18 protein-coding genes and 2 pseudogenes are annotated in these 20,237 nt (G+C 71.6%); 14 read left to right on the top strand and 6 right to left on the bottom strand.

Going from position 1 to position 20,237, the window contains the following annotated elements; all coding sequences use genetic code 11:
- Window position 1: 1 nt before the first annotated feature.
- Entirely contained in the window at window positions 2-2,356 is a 2,355-nt protein-coding gene (locus tag K311_RS0111485) for a tetratricopeptide repeat protein (protein ID WP_026817435.1), read from the bottom strand.
- 146 nt (window positions 2,357-2,502) lie between these two features.
- On the opposite strand from K311_RS0111485, the gene K311_RS0111480 reads away from it, so the two are divergent.
- The 4 genes and pseudogenes from K311_RS0111480 to plsB all read left to right on the top strand — a co-directional run bounded on the left by K311_RS0111480 (window position 2,503) and on the right by plsB (window position 7,698).
- Window positions 2,503-3,375 carry a 5'-nucleotidase, lipoprotein e(P4) family gene (locus K311_RS0111480; protein WP_051240034.1) on the top strand — a complete coding sequence of 291 codons (873 nt, stop codon included), beginning with the start codon at window positions 2,503-2,505 and terminating at the stop codon, window positions 3,373-3,375.
- A 6-nt stretch (window positions 3,376-3,381) separates the two neighbouring features.
- Complete coding sequence (gene pyrF, locus K311_RS0111475; RefSeq protein WP_026817433.1) at window positions 3,382-4,077, top strand: orotidine-5'-phosphate decarboxylase; 696 nt, start codon at window positions 3,382-3,384, stop codon at window positions 4,075-4,077.
- A gap of 124 nt (window positions 4,078-4,201) precedes the next feature.
- Entirely contained in the window at window positions 4,202-5,182 is a 981-nt protein-coding gene (locus K311_RS0111470; protein ID WP_026817432.1) for a hypothetical protein, read from the top strand.
- Window positions 5,139-7,698 (top strand): annotated as a pseudogene (plsB, locus tag K311_RS16665) (glycerol-3-phosphate 1-O-acyltransferase PlsB). The gene K311_RS0111470 and the pseudogene plsB overlap by 44 nt, the downstream one beginning before the upstream one ends.
- Here plsB and K311_RS17825 read toward each other — a convergent pair.
- Both K311_RS17825 and K311_RS0111455 read right to left on the bottom strand, forming a co-directional pair.
- Complete coding sequence (locus K311_RS17825) at window positions 7,688-8,344, bottom strand: chromophore lyase CpcT/CpeT (protein WP_081683428.1); 657 nt, start codon at window positions 8,342-8,344, stop codon at window positions 7,688-7,690. The pseudogene plsB and the gene K311_RS17825 overlap by 11 nt on opposite strands.
- A complete protein-coding gene (locus K311_RS0111455; RefSeq protein ID WP_026817430.1) occupies window positions 8,341-8,547 on the bottom strand; it encodes a YdcH family protein in 207 nt (68 codons plus the stop codon). The genes K311_RS17825 and K311_RS0111455 overlap by 4 nt, the downstream gene beginning before the upstream one ends.
- Window positions 8,548-8,651: 104 nt before the next feature.
- On the opposite strand from K311_RS0111455, the gene ttcA reads away from it, so the two are divergent.
- The 3 genes from ttcA to K311_RS0111440 all read left to right on the top strand — a co-directional run bounded on the left by ttcA (window position 8,652) and on the right by K311_RS0111440 (window position 11,416).
- Complete coding sequence (ttcA, locus tag K311_RS0111450) at window positions 8,652-9,521, top strand: tRNA 2-thiocytidine(32) synthetase TtcA (RefSeq protein WP_051240030.1); 870 nt, start codon at window positions 8,652-8,654, stop codon at window positions 9,519-9,521.
- A gap of 174 nt (window positions 9,522-9,695) precedes the next feature.
- Entirely contained in the window at window positions 9,696-10,607 is a 912-nt protein-coding gene (locus K311_RS0111445) for a recombination-associated protein RdgC (RefSeq protein ID WP_026817428.1), read from the top strand.
- A 44-nt stretch (window positions 10,608-10,651) separates the two neighbouring features.
- Window positions 10,652-11,416, top strand: coding sequence for a M48 family metallopeptidase (locus K311_RS0111440; RefSeq protein WP_026817427.1), 765 nt, complete (start codon window positions 10,652-10,654; stop codon window positions 11,414-11,416).
- A gap of 9 nt (window positions 11,417-11,425) precedes the next feature.
- Here K311_RS0111440 and K311_RS0111435 read toward each other — a convergent pair whose 3' ends face one another.
- Both K311_RS0111435 and hemH read right to left on the bottom strand, forming a co-directional pair.
- Window positions 11,426-12,283: an alpha/beta fold hydrolase gene (locus K311_RS0111435; RefSeq protein WP_043797708.1), complete on the bottom strand. Its 858-nt coding sequence runs from the start codon at window positions 12,281-12,283 to the stop codon at window positions 11,426-11,428.
- A complete protein-coding gene (hemH, locus tag K311_RS0111430; protein ID WP_026817425.1) occupies window positions 12,283-13,293 on the bottom strand; it encodes a ferrochelatase in 1,011 nt (336 codons plus the stop codon). Before hemH ends, K311_RS0111435 begins: the two co-directional genes overlap by 1 nt.
- Window positions 13,294-13,400: 107 nt before the next feature.
- On the opposite strand from hemH, the pseudogene K311_RS0111425 reads away from it, so the two are divergent.
- From K311_RS0111425 to K311_RS0111405, 5 genes and pseudogenes are all read left to right on the top strand, one after another.
- Window positions 13,401-14,072: pseudogene (locus K311_RS0111425) on the top strand (lipid-binding SYLF domain-containing protein); the annotation flags it as partial.
- 82 nt (window positions 14,073-14,154) lie between these two features.
- Window positions 14,155-14,376 (top strand): Sec-independent protein translocase subunit TatA, encoded by a 222-nt coding sequence (tatA, locus tag K311_RS0111420; RefSeq protein WP_026817423.1) that lies wholly within the window; start codon window positions 14,155-14,157, stop codon window positions 14,374-14,376.
- Window positions 14,377-14,403: 27 nt separating this feature from the next.
- A complete protein-coding gene (tatB, locus tag K311_RS0111415) occupies window positions 14,404-14,823 on the top strand; it encodes a Sec-independent protein translocase protein TatB (protein ID WP_026817422.1) in 420 nt (139 codons plus the stop codon).
- A complete protein-coding gene (gene tatC / locus K311_RS0111410; protein WP_026817421.1) occupies window positions 14,820-15,557 on the top strand; it encodes a twin-arginine translocase subunit TatC in 738 nt (245 codons plus the stop codon). Before tatB ends, tatC begins: the two co-directional genes overlap by 4 nt.
- Entirely contained in the window at window positions 15,557-16,249 is a 693-nt protein-coding gene (locus tag K311_RS0111405) for an RDD family protein (protein WP_026817420.1), read from the top strand. Before tatC ends, K311_RS0111405 begins: the two co-directional genes overlap by 1 nt.
- Before the next feature lie 8 nt (window positions 16,250-16,257).
- Here the strand turns inward: K311_RS0111405 and K311_RS0111400 are convergent, their stop codons facing one another.
- Window positions 16,258-17,169 (bottom strand): hypothetical protein, encoded by a 912-nt coding sequence (locus tag K311_RS0111400; protein ID WP_026817419.1) that lies wholly within the window; start codon window positions 17,167-17,169, stop codon window positions 16,258-16,260.
- A gap of 63 nt (window positions 17,170-17,232) precedes the next feature.
- Between K311_RS0111400 and glyQ the strand changes: the two genes are divergently transcribed.
- Together glyQ and glyS are read left to right on the top strand one after the other, a co-directional pair.
- Window positions 17,233-18,144, top strand: a complete 912-nt coding sequence (gene glyQ / locus K311_RS0111395; RefSeq protein ID WP_026817418.1) for a glycine--tRNA ligase subunit alpha — start codon at window positions 17,233-17,235, stop codon at window positions 18,142-18,144.
- Complete coding sequence (gene glyS, locus K311_RS0111390; RefSeq protein WP_026817417.1) at window positions 18,137-20,221, top strand: glycine--tRNA ligase subunit beta; 2,085 nt, start codon at window positions 18,137-18,139, stop codon at window positions 20,219-20,221. Before glyQ ends, glyS begins: the two co-directional genes overlap by 8 nt.
- Window positions 20,222-20,237: the final 16 nt, after the last annotated feature.

Here is a 20,237-nt window from a genome sequence, read left to right as displayed (position 1 = left end):
GCTACAGCGCCGATACGAAGGAAAAATCCATCACCTCGGCATCGTGGGTACCGCCGAGCGGACCGGCATTGACACCGCCGCCGACCACCACCCGCATGCCGACGTCCCGGACGCCGTCGCGGCCGATCACCGCGTAGATGCCGTCCTTGACGCCGAAGTCCGCGCCGATGTGACCGACCTTGCCGGCCGCGCTCGCCTTCGGCCCGGCGAACACCGTGACGGTGCCGTCGATCGAGAACTCGACCTCCGCATGCATGCCGATCGCGCCGCCGAGTTCGCTCTCGCGCGGCAGCTTCAGCTTCTTCGTGCCGATGACGTCGACCTCGGCGACGAACTTCACCTTGCCGCAGGTGACCTCCATGCTGAAGTTGTTCGAGAACGCCCACTTGCCCGAGCCCCACTGCGCGCCGGCGCTGCACGCGGGCGCGTCGACGACGATGTCGGCGATCGCCGCCTCCGGCCGGCCGGGATTCCCGTAGCAGCCTCCGCCCGCCGGCGCCGCATGCGCGAACGCGAAGGCGATCTCCTGCTGTGCCCGCGCGTGCACGATGCGCACGTCGTGCTCGATGCCCAGCCGCGCGAGGTCGTGCCAGCCGCCGGACGGAAGATTGGCCGCGATCGCGGTCGACAGCCCGTAGAACTCGCGGAAGAAGACGCGCATGCGGTCTTCATATTCGTGCGCGATGGGCGTCATGCCGGCGACGCCGTTCGCGATCGCGCGCCGGTGGATCGCGCAGCATTCCTCGTGACTGCTGTTCACCGGGCAGGCCGACTCGCGGCGGTAATGCTGGTACAGGCGTTCGGCGGCCTCTTCCATCTGGAACTCGCCGCGGGCGACATCGAGCGCGGCGAAGCGGGTGAGCTGCGGCGAGCCGAGGATCAGGGTCTCCTTCCAGGCCTGCAGGCGGTGCATCTCGCGGTCGACGGGCTCGAGCCCCGACTGGGTCGTCGCCTTCACCTCGATCAGCTGCTGGATGCGGTCGGACAGGTTCGGCCGGCGTGGCCCCATCGCCCGCATCGCCGCGCCCATGCGTTCGCGCAGGGCCTGCGCCTCGTCGTGTTCGGCGACGTAGTCGGCGGCGGCGCGCGCGAAATAGCTGCCGTAGCTGGCGTCGGCCGTCGGATAGCGCACTTCCGGCCACGCGATCTGGCCCTGTTTCGACAGGTCCAGGCTGATCCACAACGGCAGCGCGAGGAGGCCGCTGCGCTCCTCGACCCATGGCGCCTGCAGCCACTGCGCGATCGCCTCCGGACTACCGCCCGGCGGTTCCGCCGGTGCCGGCGCTTCCGGATCGCCCGCGCGCTGCGTCACCGGCTGCGCCGGGTTCCCGCGCAGGCGCCAGACCGCGCGCGGGACGAGCGCGCGCGCCTCGTCCTCGCGATCCGTCTTCAGCAGCAGGTGCATCAGGTTGCGCGCCGCCTCGGACAGCTCGGGATTGGCGGCCAGCGCCGCGCGCAGCGGCGCCTCGGCCTCGTCGTGGCGGCGCAGCAGCAGCAGTGCGTGGCCGCGGTTGTTGGCGATGGCGGCGGCTTCGCGGATGCCGACCGGCGAGTCGTCGTCGCCGATGTCGCGCCCGGCGGCGGCGTCGAGCAGGGCCAGCGCCACCGCCGGCAGGTTCTGGCCGTTGGCGATCGCCGCCAGGTTCACCAGCGGGGTGGCGTCGTCCTCGTCGGCCTCGTGCGCGACCAGCAGGTTCGCGGCGGCGCCCCAGACGTCGCCGTGCAGCATCAGCGCCAGGCTGTGCGCGAGCAGCACCGACGGCTGGTCGCCATGGTCGGCGCCGCGCAGTCGGGCGAGGACCGCGTCGTCTTCGGCGTCGATACGCTCGCGCAGCAGCGCCAGCGCCTCGTCGAGGTCGAGCGGGGTGTAGTCGACCGGGCCGGTCGGCGCGGGCGCGGTGGGTGCGGGTCCGAGGTCCTGGATCGCCCGGGAGTAGGCGTCCATGTCGATGCGCGCCCAGTCGGGATTGCCCGCGGCGTCCTTCGGCAGCCCCTCCATCAGCGCGGTCGCGGCGGCGGTCCAGGCGGGGTCGGCGGCGGCCGGGGCCTTCGCGGCCTCGACCGGGTCCACGCGTGGACCGGCGTCGCGCAATTCGGCGAGCAGGTCGGCCGGATCGACCGGGATCACCGCGGCGATGCCGCGCAGCATCGTGCCGGTGCCGGCGTCCGGCGCCGCCGCGGACAGGCCGGCGGGAACGCCGCCACCGCCGCCGAAGGCGCCGACGGTGGCGACCGCCGCCAGGGCGCCGACCGGCAGCAGCAGGCCACCGAGCAGGCCGAACCGCAGCGCGCGCGGCAGGCGGCTCCAGGCGGCGCGGGCGGCGGCGGCGCGGATCTTCAGGGGCTGGACGAACATGGGAGGCCTGCCGGTGAGGGTCACGAGCCCGCAGACACGCCGCCCACGCAGGTTACGGGACAGCCCGGGCTCAGAGTCCAGTCAGGTCTCCGTGCCGGTCGTCATGGCCGGCTAAACTGCGCCCCGGACAACACCAGGAACCGACGATGACCCTTTCCCGCCCGCTGCGGCTGCTGCCGCTGGTGCTCGCCCTCGCCGCCTGCCAGACCACCGCGCCGCGTGAGGGTGCGCCGGTCGCCACCGGCCCGGCCGCCAACGACAACCTCAATGCCGTCGCCTGGGTGCAGGGTTCGCTCGAATACCGCCTGGTCGCCGGCCAGACCTGGCGCCAGGCCCTGCTGCAGCTCGATCGCGCGCTGAAGAATCCGGCCTGGGATGCGCTGGCGCCGGCCGACCGCGGCAATCCCGCCACCGGCCTGCCGCCGGCGGTGATCGTCGACGTCGACGAGACCATGCTCGACAACTCGCCCTACCAGGCCGCGCTGGTCCGCGACGGCGCCGTCTACGACGACGCCAGCTGGGACGCCTGGGTGCAGCAGCGGCGGGCGAAGCCGGTGCCCGGCGCGCTGGAGTTCGCGCGCATCGCCGCCGCCCAGGGGGTGACGATCTTCTACGTCAGCAACCGCACCGACGCGCAGGGCCCGGCGACCGTCGACAACCTGCGTGCGCTCGGCTTCCCGATCCCCGATCCGGCGCAGTACCTGGGCATGGGCTACCAGGTCGAGGACTGCGTCGATCCGAAGCCGTCCGACAAGGGTTGCCGCCGCCGCCACGTCGGCCGCAGCCACCGCGTGCTGCTGCAGATCGGCGACCAGATCGGCGACATGGTCTCGATCACCGACAACTCGCTGTCGGGTCGCGAGCAGGCAGTGGCGCCGTTCGCGCCCTGGATCGGCGAGCGCTGGTTCGTGCTGCCGGGGCCGACCTACGGGAGCTGGGAGTCGGCGCTCTACGACAACGACCGCAGCCTCGACGAGGCCGGCCGTCGCCAGCGCAAGCTCGACCACCTGCGCTACTGAGCCGCCATGTCCCGCGACCGCCTGATCTTCGCCCTCGACGTCGCCACCGCCGACGAGGCGCGGCAGTGGATCGACCGCCTCGGCGACAGCGTCGCCTTCTACAAGCTCGGCATGGAGCTGCTGACCAGCGGCGATTATTTCCGCGTGCTCGGTGAACTCGCCGAACGCGGCAAGCAGGTCTTCGTCGACCTGAAGTTCCACGACGTGCCGGCGACGGTCGCCTCGGCGATCCGCGGCCTGCGCCGGTATCCGGTCTCGCTGTGCACGATCCATGCGCAGCACGAGGCGATGATGCGCGCCGCCGCCGACGAGAAGGGCGACATCCGCCTGCTCGGCGTCACCGTGCTGACCTCGATGGATGCCGCCGACCTGCAGCGCATGGGCATCGACCATGAACCACGCGAGGTGGTCGTCGACCGCGCCCTGATGGCGCGCGCCGCCGGCCTCGACGGTGTCGTCGCTTCCGGCCAGGAGGCCGCGGCGATCCGCGCTGCCGCCGGCGCGGACTGCCTGATCGTCTGCCCCGGCATCCGCCCCGCCGGTCCCGGCGGTGACGACCAGAAGCGCACCGTCGACGTGCCGACCGCCTTCGCCGACGGCGCCGACTACATCGTCGTCGGCCGCCCGATCCGCAATGCCGCCGATCCGCGTGCGGCGGCGGAGGCGATCCAGGCGCAGATCGCGGCGGCGCGAAGCACTTAGCAAGGACAGTGGAGCGAGTGGGAGCCGAAGCCCGCGCCGAACGCGGGGGCCTGCGCTGCGCTCGTTGCTCTCTGTTCTCCGCTCGTCTGTTAGATTCTCGGCCCAACCCATCCCCGACCCACGCATGAATCGATCCATCGCCAGGTTCCTCATCGTCAGCGTCCTGCTGCTCGTGTTCGCGGTCGCCGGCTGCCGGCGCGACGAGCCGCAGGCGCCGGTCACGCGGGCGCCGAACGATCCGGTGGCGGCGGTGGAGGCGCAGGCGCAGGCGCTGCGCGACGACGACCTGGTGCGCTGGGCGAAGCTGGCGATGCCGCCGGCGCTGTACGCGCGCCTCGACGCGCAGCGGCGACGGACCGCGACCGAGCCGGTCGACGAGGACGACGCGCGCGAGTACGCCGAGTGGATGGCGCGGCTGACCGCGCCGGATGCCGAAACCGCGCTGATGCGCGACGTCGACGCGAAGCTCGCCGAGTTCGAGGCCGAGGTCGGCGACCAGTGGCCGCTGATGCAGGCGGCGATGGCGATGTTCATCCAGGCGGCGATCGAGGCGAACGGCGACATCGAGGCCAGCGAGAAGGCGCATGCGCGCGACCTCGCCGGCGGCTTCGTCTACTGGATCAAGCCGACGCTGGTGGCCGACCGCGAGCGCGCGCGCAGGGCGATCGCCGAAGTGACCGCGACCGCCCGTGCGCTGGACCTGCCGACGCTCGAGCAGGTGCAGGCGCTGCCGCTCGACGAGGCGCTGGCGAAGGCCGGCATCGTGTTCGCCGGCCTGAAGCGGGTCGCGAAGGTCTACGACGTCGATCTCGACGCCGCCCTCGACGCGGTGCGGGTCGAGGCGGTCTCGGTGGACGGCGACGGCGCGGTCGTTCGCGTCGGCTATCCGCTGTTCGGCCGCGACCTGCGCTTCGAGATGCCGATGCAGCGCTTCGACGGCGGCTGGTACAGCGCCAGCACGGTCCGCGACATCGAGGCGGACCTGCGCGAAGTCGAGGCGGAAGCCGACGACGCCATCGCCGAAGCCACGGACGCCGAAACCACGGACGCCGACGCCGCCGGTGACGCCGCGGTGCCCGCGCCCGAAGCCGACGACGCCCGCTGATCCGCATGGACTCACCGTCGCCGCCGGCGCCACGCCCATCGCTGCAGACCGCACGGCCGCCGCTGTGGGCGCGGCTGATGGAGAAGCTGCTGCAGCCGTGGATCGAGATCCACCGCGAGCCGGACATCCCGCCGTTCCAGCTCGACCGCCCGGTCTGTTACGTGATCGAGCACTACGGCCTGTCGAACACCCTGATCCTCGACCGCGCCTGCCGCGAGGCCGGGCTGCCGTCGCCGCTGGCGCCGCTGCCCGGTGACCCGCTCGGCCGCAAGCGCGCCTACGTGGCGCTGTCGCGCCGCCAGGGCGGCCTGTTCCGGCGGCCGAAGAACCGCCGCCATTCCGACGGCCTGAGCCGGCTGCTGATGGCGCACCGCCTGTATCCGGACCAGGACGTGCAGCTGGTGCCGGTGTCGATCTTCGTCGGCCGCGCGCCGGCGCGGCAGTCGGGCTGGTTCTCGGTGCTGTTCTCGGAGAATTGGGCGCTCGTCGGCCGCTTCCGCCGCCTGCTGGCGATCCTGCTGAACGGCCGCGACACCGTCGTGCAGTTCTCGCCGAGCGTGCGCGTCTGGGAGATCCTCGACGAGCAGATCCCGCACGAGCGCCAGGTCCGCAAGGTCGCGCGCGTGTTGCGCGCGCACTTCCGCCGCATCAAGACCGCCGTGATCGGCCCCGACCTGTCGACGCGGCGCCTGCTGGTCGACCACGTGCTGGACGCCGAGCCTGTGCGCAAGGCGATCGCCGACCAGGCGCGGCGCGACAACAGCCAGTACCTGGAGGCGTGGAAGAAGGCGCATGCCTTCGCCTGGGAGATCGCCGCCGACTACTCCAACCCGGTGGTGCGCTCGGCCTCGTTCGCGCTGACCGGCTTCTGGAACCGCATCTACGACGGCGTCGTCGTCAACCACCTGGATTCGCTGCGACAGGTCGCGCCCGGGCACGAGATCATCTACGTGCCCAGCCACCGCAGCCACATGGACTACCTGCTGCTGAGCTATCTGCTCTACACCAAGGGCATCGTGCCGCCGCACATCGTCGCCGGCATCAACCTGAACATGCCGGTGATCGGGCCGATCCTGCGCCGCGGCGGCGCCTTCTTCATCCGCCGCAGCATCCGCGGCAATGCCCTGTACGCGGCGGTCCTGGCCGAATACGTCGCGCAGCTGGTCGGTGAGGGTTTTTCGCTCGAGTACTTCATCGAGGGCGGGCGCTCGCGCACCGGCCGCCTGCTGGCGCCGAAAGGCGGCATGATCGCGATGACGCTGAAGGCCTTCCTGCGCGCGCCGCGGCGGCCGGTGGTGTTCCAGCCGATCTACATCGGCTACGAGAAGCTGATCGAGGGCAAGAGTTACCTCGACGAGCTCAGCGGCCAGCCGAAGGAGAAGGAGACGATCTGGGCGCTGGTGAAGGCCGGCGCCGGCATCCTGCGCCAGCGTTACGGCAAGGTCGCGGTGAACTTCGGCGAACCGATCTTCCTGGACCGCGTGCTCGAGACGCACGCGCCGGACTGGAAGGCGCAGGCCGCCGAGGACCGCCCGGTCTGGCTCAACGACGCGGTCGAGGACATCGCCCACCGCATCCAGGTGAACATCAACCGCGCCGCCGACGTGAACCCGGTGAACCTGCTCGCGCTGTCGGTGCTGTCGACGCCGAAGCACGCGATGTCGGAAGCCGACCTGCTGGCGCAGCTGGCGCTGAACAAGAAGCTGCTCGCCACCCTGCCCTATTCCGAGCGCGTCACCGTCACCACGCTGTCGCCGGCGGAGATCATCGCCTACGGCGAGAAGATGGGCGTGCTCAGCCGCACCGTGCACCCGCTCGGCGACGTGCTCGGCATGGAAGGCGAGACGGCGGTGCTGCAGAGCTACTTCCGCAACAACGTGCTGCACCTGTTCTCGGCGGCGGCCTGGGTCGCGCTGTGCTTCCAGAACAACCGCCGCATGAGTCGTGCCGGCCTGCTGCGGCTCGGGCGCACGATCTACCCGTTCGTGCAGGAGGAGCTGTTCCTGACCTGGGACGCCGAGGGCTTCGCGGCGCAGCTGAACGCGACGATCGACCTGTTCGTCGGCGAAGGGCTGCTGAGCGTCGCCAGCGAGGACGAGGGCGGCATCATCTCGCGCGGACCCGGCCAGACCGACGAGGTGTTCCGCCTGCGCGCGGTCGCGCACAGCCTGCAGCAGGCCTTCGAGCGCTACTTCATCGCGATCACGACGCTGGTGAAGAACGGTCCGCGCATGCTCAGCGCCGGCGAGCTCGAGACCCTCTGCCAGCTCACTGCCCAGCGCCTGAGCCTGCTCTACGCGCCGGCGGCGCCGGAGTTCTTCGACAAGTCGCTGTTCCGCGGCTTCATCCAGAAACTGCGCGAGCTCAAGCTGGTCTGGGTCGCCGAGAACGGCAAGCTCGACTTCGACGAGCAGCTGGCGCTGTGGGAGAAGGACGCCAAGGTCGTGCTCGGCCGCGAGCTGCGGCACACGATCGCGAAGCTGTCGCCGGAAGCCGTGCGCGAGGTCAGTTCCTGACCTGGCGCTCCTGCGGGTTCCCCGCGCGGCGGAACTCGTAGGCCCCGATCTCCGATCCCCACACCTGGTTCCCGTCGGCGTCGAAACCGCGGTCCCAGCTGCGCACGCGCTCGCCGTCGAGCTCGACGTCGGCGCGCGTCCAGCTGGCGCCGCGCAGGCGCGAGGGACAGTCACGACCGGCGGTGCCGCCGCGCAGGCGGCCGTCGGCCTCCGCGTGCAGGTACACCGCACAGCCGGGCTGCGGGCGCAGCGTCTCGGGATCGAGTGCGGCCAGCGCGTCGGCAGCGGCAGCGTCGGGGAAGCCGCGCGGCAACAGGAAGACGTCGATGCGCACGCCGTCGCGCTCGGCCTGCAGGCGCTGGATGCGGCGGCGATAGGGCGTCGCGGCGCCAGCGAGTGCCTGTTCGACGAGGAACCAGCGGCCGTCGTCGCGCTCGGGCCACAGCGGCGTCCAGCGCAGGCGCAGCGGCAGGAAGCGCGGATCGGCGGCGGCCTGGGCGCGGTTGTCGAAGTCGCCCTGCAGCCAGGTGGCGACACGCGCCAGTGGATCGGCCGGCGCCGGTGGTGGCCGGTGGGCGCAGGCCGCGAGGGTCATCGCGGCGAGGGTGATCCCCGCGAACCTGGTCGCGAGACCGGCCGCCCTCATGCGTCCAGGTCCGGGATCAACCGGCTCTCCAGCGCCGCGATCATGTCCTTGATCCGCAGCTTGCGTTTCTTCAGGCGCTTGATCGCCAGCTCGTCGGCGGTGGTGTCGGCGCTCATGCGGGCGATCGCGACGTCGAGGTCGCGATGCTCCACCCGCAGCTCCACCAGCTGGGCGGCGATGCGGGCGGGATCTTCCGGAATCATGCGCGGCTCCGTTCCGGGGCGTTCACGTTCGTCGAGGAGCTTGCCACGCCGGGCGCGGTCGCGACAGGGGTAAACTTGCCGGCCATTTCCGCCGTCGCCCGACCATGACCCTGCTGCTGCAAGACCCGGTGCCGCGCAAGCAAGCGCACGAACGCCACAAGCTGGCCAAGCGGCTGCGCCGCCAGGTCGGCGAGGCGATCGCCACCTACGGCATGATCGAGGACGGCGACAAGGTGATGGTGTGCCTGTCCGGCGGCAAGGACAGCTACACGATGCTCGACATCCTGCTGCAGCTGCAGCGCAAGGCGCCGGTGCGCTTCGAGCTCGTCGCGGTGAACCTCGACCAGAAGCAGCCGGGATTTCCGGAGCACGTGCTGCCGGAGTACCTGGCGTCGCTCGGCGTGCCGTACACGATCCTCGAGCAGGACACCTATTCGGTGGTCAAGCGCGTCGTGCCCGAGGGCAAGACGATGTGCTCGCTGTGCTCGCGCCTGCGCCGCGGCGCCCTGTACACGCATGCGAAGGCACAGGGCTTCACGAAGATCGCGCTCGGCCACCACCGCGACGACCTGGTGGCGACCTTCTTCATGAATCTGTTCTTCCACGCGAAGATCGCGACGATGCCGCCGAAGCTGCGCAGCGACGACGGCGAGCACGTGGTGATCCGCCCGCTGGCCTTCGTGCGCGAGGCCGACATCGTCGACTACGCCGACTGGAAGCAGTTCCCGATCATTCCCTGCACGCTCTGCGGCTCGCAGGAGAACCTGCAGCGCAAGCAGGTCGGGCGCATGCTGGCCGAGTGGGAGAAGGAGACGCCGGGCCGCGTCGACACCATCGCCCGCGCCCTCGCCGACGTGCGCCCTTCGCAGCTCGCCGATCCGAAGCTATTCGATTTCCTGGCGCTGGGGCGGCGGGGTGAGGGTGAACTGCCGGATGTGCATTCCTGGCTGGCGGGGGATGACGGCGGTTCGTAGTTCGCACGAGGTACGAGGTAGTCGTCGCGCCTGGTGCGACGGTCGCTTGCGACGACGGCCTGCGCGGAGTACCCGCGCGCCATTCCGTATCCATTCCCGACGCCGGCCTGGATCCGGTGATGAACGCATCGCGGCTGAAGCCGCTCCTACATTCTGCGAGGCGATAACGACACCATGTTCTTCAGAAATCTGACGTTTTTCCGCTTTCCCACCAGCCTCGCCAGGAGCTTCGACGAGCTCGAGACGCTGCTCGACGCCTGCCGGCTGAAGCCGGTCGGGCCGTCGGAGCTCAGCTCGCGCGGCTTCATCTCGCCGTTCGGTCGCGACGAGCCGCTGCTTAGCCACCGCGTCGGCGACGGCATCTGGATCAGCCTCGGCGGCGAGGACCGGCTGCTGCCGTCCTCGGTCGTCAACGACATGCTCGCGCGCAAGGTCGCCGAGATCGAGGAGAAGGAGGGCCGGCGCCCCGGCGGCCGCGCGCGCAAGCGGCTGAAGGAGGACATCGTGCTCGAGCTGCTGCCGCGCGCGTTCGTTCGCCCGGTCCGCACCGGCGCGACGATCGACCTCGAGCACGGCTTCATCGCCGTCGACACCAGCTCGCGCAAGTCGGCCGAGAACCTGGTGTCCGAGCTGCGGCACGCGCTCGGCAGCTTCCCGGCGCTGCCGCTGAACGCCGAGACCTCGGTGCGCGCGCTGATGACCGGCTGGCTGGCCGGCGAGCCGCTGCCGCCGGGGCTGAGCCTCGGCGACGAGTGCGAGCTGAAGGATCCGGTCGACGGCGGCGCCGTCGTCCGCTGCAGCAAGCACGAGCTGCAGAGCGACGAGATCCGCAAGCACCTCGAATCCGGCAAGCAGGCGACGAAGCTGGCGCTGGTGCTCGACGAGCACGTGTCGTTCGTGCTCGGCGAAGACGTGATCGTGCGCAAGCTCAAGTTCCTCGACGGCGCCGTCGAGTCGCTGGAGAACACCGAACGCGATTCGCTCGCCGCCGAACTCGACGCCCGCTATGCGCTGATGGCCGGCGAGCTCAAGCGCCTGTTCGCGGTGCTGGAGCCGGCGCTGAAGCTCAGCAGGGTCGAGGCCTGAACCGCGTCGACATCGCGCCCGTCCCGAGCCGCTAGAGTCATCGCATGTTCTTCCGCGCCCCCAAGCCGGCACCGGTCGAGGCATTGCACCCGCTCGAGCTCGCCGACGGCCGGTCCGTCGACGTGCGCTGGGTGCGTGACCCGCGCGCGCGCCGGCTGCGTCTGCTGGTCACCGACCGCGGCCCGCGCCTGACCCTGCCGCGCGGCGTGTCGCAGCGCGCCGCCACCGCCTTCCTGCACGAGCATCGCGACTGGCTGGCGATGCAGCTGGCGCGGCGGCCGGCGCCGCCGCCGCCGCTGCAGGCCGGCATCACCGCGACGCTGCCGCTGCGCGGCGCCGACCTGCCGGTGGCCTGGTGCGAAGGCCGCTACGCCCGCGTCGGCGTCGGCGAGAACGGCATCGCTTTCCAGCTGCCGGCGCGCGCGAGCGCCGCGCAGGCGCGTGCGGCGCTGCGCGACTTCTACCTGCAGCAGGCTCGCGCCGATCTCGGCGCCTGGCTGCCGCGCTACCTGCCCGGGCTGCCGCGTGCGCCGCGCAGCTTCGGCTTCCGCGCGCTGTCGTCGATCTGGGGTTCGCTGAGTCCGTCCGGCGCGGTGTCCCTCGACCTGTCGCTGGTGCTCGGCCGGCCGGAGGCCTTCGAGTATGTGCTGGTGCACGAGCTCTGCCACCTGATCCAGGCCAACCACTCGCGCGCGTTCTGGCGCGAGGTCGAGGCGCGCTGGCCGCAGTGGCGCGGCGAGCGCGATTACCTGCGCAGCGCCGAGGGCATGGCCCTGAAGTCGCGGCTGGCAGCGCTGCTGGGGTCGTAGTTCGTCCGCCTACGAACCGAGGAATTCCGAGACCAGCGGCCCCACGCGCTCCGCCTGCTCCATGTGCAGATGGTGCCCACCCGCCAGCACGCGCACGTGGATCTCGCGGACGCAGGCCACCCGCGCCATGCGCGCGGCCGGCGGGAAATACGGCGGCGAAGGCTCCGCCGCGAGCAGCAGCACCGGGCATTCGATGCCGCGCAGCAGCGCGTGCACGGTCTCTTCGGTCAGGCGCAGGGTCGAGGGCAGTTTCAGGCGCGGATCGCTGCGCCAGGCCCAACCGCCGTCGACCGCGCGCAGGTTGCGTTCGACGATCAGCCTCGCCGCCTCCGGCGCCATCGCCGAGGCCTGCAGGCGCGCGGCGACGGCGTCCTCGATGCGGGCGATGCGGCGTGGCGGGCGCGCCTCGCGCTGCGCGGCCTCGAGCCGGCGTCGCGCCGCCACCGCGTCGCGCATCCGCGTCACCGCGGCCCCCGGGTCGCCGGCGATCGGGCCGAGCGCCTCGACCAGGGCCAGCTTGTGCACACGCGCCGGCGCCGCGGCGGCGACCGCACAGGCGATCGCGCCCCCCATCGAGTGACCGAGCAGCCGGGCGCTGTCCCAGCCGAGGGCGTCCAGCGCGTCGAGCACGTCGTGGATCCAGTCGACGAAGGCGTAGTCGTAGCCGGCCGCGCGGTGCGCCGAGGCGCCGTGCCCGGGCAGGTCGAGCGCGACCAGGTCGAAGCCGGCCAGATGCGGCGCCAGCGGCAGGAAGCTGGCGGCGTTGTCGAGCCAGCCGTGCAGGCACAACAACTTCGGACCGGTGGGATCGCCGCCGCGCAGCGCCGCCAGTTCGCCACGCGGGGCCGGCAGGCGGATCTCCCGCATCACGCCGGCCAGCCCTGCAGGTGGCGGCGGGCGATGCCGGCGAGCGCGGCCACGTGGCCGGCGGACTCGTTCAGGGCGCCGATGTAGCGCAGCGCGTGGCCGCCGGCGGTGCGGAAGGCTTCGTCGTTCTGCATCGCGATCTCTTCCAGCGTCTCCAGGCAGTCGACCGCGAAGCCCGGGCAGATCACGTCGACGGTGTCGATGCCGGACTGGGCGAGGGTGTCGAGCACGCGGTCGGTCGCCGGCTCCAGCCAGGGCTCGCGGCCGAAGCGCGACTGGTACGTCAGGGTCCAGTCGGCATCGGCGAGGCCGAGCCGCTGCGCGAGCGCGCGCGCACCGGCCTCGCACTGGCGCGGATACGGATCCCCGGCCCGTTCGAAGCGCTGCGGGATGCCGTGGAAGCTCAGCAGCAGGTGGGCAGCGCGGCCATGCAGGTCCCAGTGCGCCCGCACCCGCGCCTCGAGGGCGTCGAGCCAGCCGGTGTCGAGGTGGTAGTCGGCGACCAGGCGCAGCGCCGGCACCCGCCGCCAGGTCTTCAGTTCCGCGGCGACCGCGTCGAAGACCGAGGCGGTGGTGCTGGCCGAGTACTGCGGGTACAGCGGCAACACCAGCAGCCGGGTCATGCCGGCCGCCTGCATCTCGCGCAGCACCGCCGGAATCGACGGCGTGCCGTAGCGCATCGCCGGTCGCACGATCAGTTCCGGCAGCGCATGCTGCAGTTCGCCGGCCAGGCGGGCGGTGTACACCAGCAGCGGCGAACCCTCGCGCAGCCAGATCTTGCGGTAGTTCGCCGCCGACCGGCCGCCGCGCACCGGCAGGATCACCAGCCGCAGCAGCAGCTGCCAGAGCAGCGGCGGCAGCTCGACGACGCGGCGGTCGGAGAGGAATTCGCCGAGGTAGCGACGCACCGCCGCCGGGGTCGGCGCGTCGGGGGTGCCGAGGTTGACCAGCAGCAGGCCGGTGCGGCCGGGGCCGGCCGCGGTCGGGGCGTCACGGAATCGGGAGCTCATGCGGATCTGTCCATCGCGTCGGCGCACAAACTATCATCGCCCGGCTCACTGCCGGTTCATTGCCCCGCGCGATACTCGGTCGTCCCCCGCGTTCCGGAGCCCTCCCGATGAAGCGACTGCTCGCCACGTTCTCCGCCCTGCTGATCCTGCTACTGGCGCTGCCGGCCTCCGCCGGCGTCCGCGAAGAACAGAAGGCCGCCGATGCCGCCCGCGTGCTCGGCGAGATCATGCGCATTCCCGAAACGGCGGTGCCGGAGAAGATGTTCTCCGACGCCTACGCGATCGCGGTGATCCCGGACGTCGTCAAGGCCGGCCTCGTGCTCGGCGGCCGCGGTGGCCGCGGGCTGATCTCGGTGCGGACAGCGGACGGCACCTGGTCGAACCCGAGCTTCATCCGCCTCGGCGGCGGCAGTTTCGGCTTCCAGGCCGGCGTCTCGTCGACCGACGTGATCCTGGTCTTCCGCAGCCCCCGCGGCGTCGAGAGCATCGTCAACGGCAAGTTCACCCTCGGCGCCGATGCCTCGGTGGCCGCCGGCCCGGTCGGCCGCACCGCCCAGGCCGCGACCGACGGCCAGCTGCAGGCCGAGATCTACAGCTATTCGCGCTCGCGCGGCCTGTTCGCCGGCGTCGCGCTCGACGGCACGGTGCTGCGCATCGACCACCGCGCCAACCAGTCCGTCTACGGCCGCAACACCACGCCGCGGGCGATCTTCGAGGGCCGCACCGAGGCGCCGCCGTCGCCGCTGGTCGATTTCCGCGACCGCCTCGAAGAGAACACGGTGCCGCAGGACTGATGGCGCAGGGCGGCCCGCGGCCGCCTGCGTTATCCTGCCGCATCGCATTCACGCAGGACGCCTCGCAATGGGCAGCTTCAGCATCTGGCACTGGATCATCGTCCTGGTTGTCGTCGTCGTCGTGTTCGGCACCAGCAAGCTGCGCAACGTCGGCAAGGACCTCGGCGAAGGCATCAAGGGCTTCAAGGAAGGCCTGAAGGGCGACGAGAAGCCCGGCCAGCTCGGCAGCGAGAAGCGGGAAGACGCCGCCGAAGCCGCGCGTGAGGAAGCCCGGCGCAAGGACGGCTGACCGGGCCGCGCGTCCGGAGCCAGCGCGATGTTCGACGTCGGCATTTTCGAGATGGCGGTCATCGCCATCGTCGCCCTGATCGTGCTCGGGCCCGAGCGGCTGCCGAAGGCGGCCCGCTTCGCCGGCCTGTGGGTGCGGCGCGCCCGCGCGCAGTGGTATTCGGTGAAGTCGGAATTCGAGCGCGAGATGGCCGCCGACGAACTGCGGCGCAGCCTGCTGGCGCAGGCGGACGAGGTCCGCCGCGACCTCGACGGCGTGCGCACGGACATCGCCGACGCCGGCCGCGAGGTCGCGCAGGCCGGCCAGGACCTCGCCGCGGCGACACGCGCCGGCGTCGACGGCGCCACGTCCGCTCCGGCCCCGGACGAAACCCCGGCCCCCACCGGCCCGGCTGCTGCCGACCCGGCGCCGCCGCTGCCCAGTGACCCGTCGGCGGACCCGCGATGAGCGAGGTCGATCCGCCCGAGACCCTGATGGGCCACCTGCTCGAACTGCGCACGCGCCTGCTGCGCGGCGTGGTCGTGCTGCTGCTGGTCTTCTTCGCGCTGGTGCCGCTGGCGAAGACGATGTTCACCCGTTTCGCGGCGCCGCTGGTCGAGAAGCTGCAGGGCAACAGCGAGATCATCGCGACCCAGATGGTGTCGCCGTTCTTCACGCTGATGAAGCTGGCGTTCTTCGTGGCCCTGTTCATCACGATGCCCTACCTGCTCTACCAGGCCTGGGCCTTCGTCGCGCCGGGCCTGTACCGCAACGAGAAGCGGCTGGCGCTGCCGCTGCTGCTGGCGGCGGTGGTGCTGTTCTATCTCGGCGGCGCCTTCGCCTGGTTCCTCGTGTTGCCGACGGTGTTCGGCTTCCTGGCGAACTTCGCGTCCGACGTCGTCACGCTGCTGCCCGACGTCGCCGGGGTGCTCGACTTCGTGATGGTGATCCTGCTGGCGTTCGGGCTGAGCTTCGAACTGCCGGTGGCGGTGGTCGTGCTGGTGCTGACGGGGGTCGCGACGCCGGCGCAGCTGCGCGAGTTCCGCGGTTACGTGATCGTCGGCGTGTTCATCGTCGCCGCGATCATCACGCCGCCGGACGTGCTGTCGCAGCTGATGCTGGCGATCCCGATGTGCCTGCTCTACGAACTCGGCATCGTCGCCGGCGCCCTGCTGCGGCGCGGGGCGGCGGAGGCGCGCTGATGCGCCCGGCCGGCTTCTGGCGCCGCTACGCCGCCTACAGCATCGATGCGCTGGCGGTGACGGTGCTGGCCTCGCCGCTGCTGCTGCCGCGGCTGCGGCGCGGCTGGGACGAACTCGAACGCGGGATGGCCGGGCTGCAGGCACGGATGCTCGAACTGTTCGACGCCGCGATCGCCACCGATGACTCCCTGGCCCTGCCCGACCCGCTGGCGATGGCCCGCGACTGGGCCGGCGACCCGCAGCTGCAGGCCGGCATCGCGGCGCTGGCGTCGACGCTGCTGGTGACCCTGCTGGCGGCCGCGGGCCTGCTGCTGGTCGCCGGTGCGCTGTGGTTCGTCGGCTTCGAGGCCTCGCGCCTGCAGGCGACGCCCGGCAAGCGCCTGCTCGGTCTGCGCGTCACCGGGACCGACTTCGCGAAGGCGCCGGCGTGGCGCATCGGCCTGCGCTTCGCCGCCGGCATCCCCTCGTGGCTGCTGCTGCACCTCGGCCATGCGCTCGCCGGCTGGAACCGCGACCGCCGCGCCTTCCACGACTTCGTCGCCGGCACCCGGGTGGTGCTCGCCGAGGACGCGCCCGCGACGCTGCCGCGCTGGGCGGTGTCGTGGCTGCTGCTGCAGGGCGCGGCGTTCTTCGCGCTGCTCGCCTTCGTGATGTACCGCTACGCCGAGGCGGCGGCGCTGGTCGCCGGCTGAGGCCGGGCTCAGACGGCGATCGCGTCTTCCGGCGGCTCCGGCGCGGCGCCGAACACCTGCCGCGAGCCGTGGTAGTAGAAGCCGAACACGACCGCGTACATCGGCACCGCGACCAGCAGGTTCAGCGGCAGCGTCGCCAGCTGCACCGCGTCCGGTCCGACCAGGCTGGCCACCGCGATGACGACCGCGAAGACCATGCCCAGCACGGCGCCCAACAGGCACATGAACACGCTGCCGACGATCGCGAAGCCGCACAGCGGCAGGAAGCAGCGGAAGGTCGCGGCGAGACCGTCGATGCACGCGGCCACCGGCGGGCGCCGGTCCAGCGCCGCGCGCGCGCTCGCGAAGCTCCAGGCATTGCCGAGCACGAACAGCACGAAAGCGACCGCGAGCAGCCACAGCAGGAAGCCCGGCGGCGGCACCGGCGGCAGGCCGGTGACGTCCATCGGCGTGCCGGGCGGCGTCGCCAGCGCGCGCTGGAAGACCTCGACCAGGAAATCCCTGCCCGGCATCAGCACGTAGAGCACCAGCAGCAGCACCAGCTGCACCACGGTCAGCAGTAGCGAGGTCAGGATCATCCGCCGCGCATGGTCGCCGTCGCGCCAGGCCGCGAGCACGTCGCCGGCGCGCGCCGGCGCGCCGACCTGCAACGCGTGCACCAGCCGGAAGCCGGCGCCGAAGACCGGGGGCACGACCAGCATCGCGTACAGCAGGCCGAGGCCCATCGCGACCATCGTCGCGTCGTGACTGCCGGGCAGTACGATCGTCGCGATCAGCTGCAGCGCACTCGGCACCAGCACGACCACGGCGATCAGCAGGAAGGCGCCGATCGCCGTGCGCGGGTCGCGGCGCAGGCTCGCGAAGCCGGCGAGCAGCCACTGGAACGGGGACGACATCGTCACGGGCAGGGCGCTGGGCATCGGCGGGTCGGGGCTGAAAACGGCCGGCTATACTACCCCGCTTCCGAAATCACGGCCCCGCGCATGACCGCCCCGACCTTCCAGGAACTGATCCAGCGACTCAATGCGTACTGGGGGGAACAGGGCTGCGTGCTGATCCAGCCGCTCGACCTCGAGGTCGGCGCCGGCACCTTCCATCCCGCCACGTTCCTGCGCGCGCTCGGCCCCGAGCCGTGGAGCGCCGCCTACGTGCAGCCCTGCCGCCGCCCGACCGACGGCCGCTACGGCGAGAACCCCAACCGCCTGCAGCGCTATTACCAGTACCAGGTGGTGCTGAAGCCGAACCCGGACGACATCCTCGAGCGCTACCTCGGCTCGCTGAAGGCGCTGGGCATCGACCCGCTGGTGCACGACCTGCGCTTCGTCGAGGACAACTGGGAATCGCCGACCCTCGGCGCCTGGGGCCTGGGCTGGGAGGTCTGGCTCAACGGCATGGAAGTCACCCAGTTCACCTATTTCCAGCAGGCCGGCGGCCTCGAGTGCCGGCCGGTCACCGGCGAGATCACCTATGGTCTCGAGCGCCTGTGCATGTACCTGCAGAACGTCGACGACGTGTTCGACCTGGTGTGGACGCGCGGCCCGCGCGGCACCGTCACCTACCGCGACGTCTACCACCAGAACGAGGTCGAGCAGAGCGCCTACAACTTCGAGCACGCCGACGTCGCCGAGCTGCGCCACCGTTTCGACGCCTGCGAGGCCGAGGCGCAGAAGCTGGTCGAACTCGGGCTGCCTCTGCCGGCCTACGACCAGGTCTGCAAGGCCTCGCACAGCTTCAACCTGCTCGATGCCCGTCGCGCGATCGGCGTCACCGAGCGCCAGCGCTACATCCTGCGCGTGCGCACGCTGTCGCGCAGCGTGGCCGAAGCCTATTTCGCCCAGCGTGAGAAGCTGGGATTCCCCGGACTGAAGACCACCGAGGCAACGTCCCATGGCTGACTTCCTGCCGCTGCTGATCGAACTGGGAACCGAGGAGCTGCCGCCGAAGGCCCTCCCCGAGCTGGCCCAGGCCTTCCACGACGGCATCCTGAAGGGCCTGGCGGCCCGCCGGATCCAGGTGCAGGAAACCGCCGGCGACCTGCCCGCGCGACCGCTGTACTCGCCGCGGCGCCTGGCCAGCTACCTGCCGGCGGTGGCCGTGCAGCAGCCGATCCAGCACGTCGAGGTGATGGGGCCCTACGTCAACATCGCCCTCGACGAGAAGAAGCAGCCGACCCAAGCCCTGCTCGGCTTCGCGCAGAAGAACGGCATCGACTGGGAGAAGCTCGACCGCGTCACCGACGCCAAGGGCATGCGCTTCGTCGCCCGCAGCACGAAGCCGGGCGCGGCCACCCGCGAACTGCTCGCCGAGATCGTCGCCGAGGCGGTCGCGGCGCTGCCGATCCCGAAGCCGATGCGCTGGGGCGACCGCGATGTCGCCTTCGTGCGCCCGGCGCACTGGCTGGTGATCCTGTTCGGCCGCGAGGTCGCCCCCGGCGAAGTGCTCGGCCTGAAGTCCGACCGCATGAGCCGCGGCCACCGCTTCCACCACGACAAGGGCGTGTGGCTCAACCACGCCGGCGAATACGTCGAGGCCCTGCGCGGCGCCTTCGTGCTCGTCGACCCGCGCGAGCGCATCGACACGATCCGCAGCGAGATCGCCGGCGCCGCCCGCCAGGCCGGCGGCCAGGCGCGCGTGCGCGACGAGCTGCTCGCCGAGGTCAACTGCCTGGTCGAGTGGCCGAAGGCGATCCTCTGCGGTTTCGAGGAAGAGTTCCTGCGCTTGCCGCAGGAAGCGCTGATCTCGACGATGGAAGGCAACCAGAAGTTCTTCCCGGTGCTCGACAACGACGGCCGGCTGACCAGCCGCTTCATCGGCATCGCCAATCTCGAGAGCAGGGACCCGGACGAGATCCGCAAGGGCTACGAGCGGGTGATCCGCCCGCGCTTCGCCGATGCCCGCTTCTTCTTCGACGAGGACCTGAAGCAGGGCTTGGCGGCGATGGCCGAAGGCCTCGCCTCGGTGACCTACCACGGCAAGCTCGGCACCCTGGCCGACAAGTCGGCGCGTGTCGCCGTGCTGGCGCAGCAGATCGCCGGCCAGGTTGGCGTCGACGCCGGCCAGGCGCGTACCGCCGCCGAGCTCGGCAAGGCCGACCTGCAGAGCCGCCTGGTCGGCGAGTTCCCGGAACTGCAGGGCATCGCCGGTCGCCACTACGCCGCCGCCGGTGGCCAGCCGGCCGAGATCGCCGCGGCGATCGACGAGGCCTGGATGCCGCGCTTCGCCGCCGACGCGATCGCGCCGTCGAAGCTGGGCCAGGTGCTGGCCGTCGCCGAGCGCATCGACACGCTGGCGGGCGGGTTCGCCGCCGGCCTGAAGCCGACCGGCAACAAGGATCCGTTCGCGCTGCGCCGCGCCGCGCTCGGCCTGGCGCGCACGATCATCGAGGGCGGGCTGGAACTCGACCTCGTCGCCCTGCTGGTCGCCGCCGGCCGTGCGCTGCCGGAAGGCCTGAACCTCGACGTGCGCGAGCTGCGCGAATTCATCACCGATCGCCTGCGCGGCTACTACGCCGACCGCGGGGTGCCGGCGAGCCACTTCGAGGCCGTCGCGGCGGTGAACCCGAGTTCGCTGCTCGACTTCGATCGCCGCCTGAAGGCCATCGCCGAGTTCGCGCGCATGCGCGAGTCGACCGCGCTGGCCGCCGCGAACAAGCGCATCCGCAACATCCTGCGCAAGGTCGAGGGCAAGGTGCCGGCGGCGGTCGATCCGAACCGCCTCGACGAGGACGCCGAGAAGCGCCTGCACGGCGAACTCGAGACCGTGCTCGCCGACACCGCGCCGCTGCTGGCCAGGCGCGACTACGTCGGCACGCTGAAGCGCCTCGCCTCGCTGCAGCTGGCGGTCGACGGCTTCTTCCGCGACGTGATGGTGATGGCCGACGACCCCGGGGTGCGCGACAACCGCCTCGCCCTGCTGCAGCAGATCGCCGATCGTTTCGCCGCAGTCGCCGCCGTCGAACAGCTGAGCGCCTGAGCCCCCTCCGCTGTAG

Source organism: Arenimonas composti TR7-09 = DSM 18010 (assembly GCF_000426365.1).
In the GTDB taxonomy this organism is placed as follows: domain Bacteria; phylum Pseudomonadota; class Gammaproteobacteria; order Xanthomonadales; family Xanthomonadaceae; genus Arenimonas; species Arenimonas composti.
This window is presented reverse-complemented; position numbering and strand designations above follow the sequence as displayed.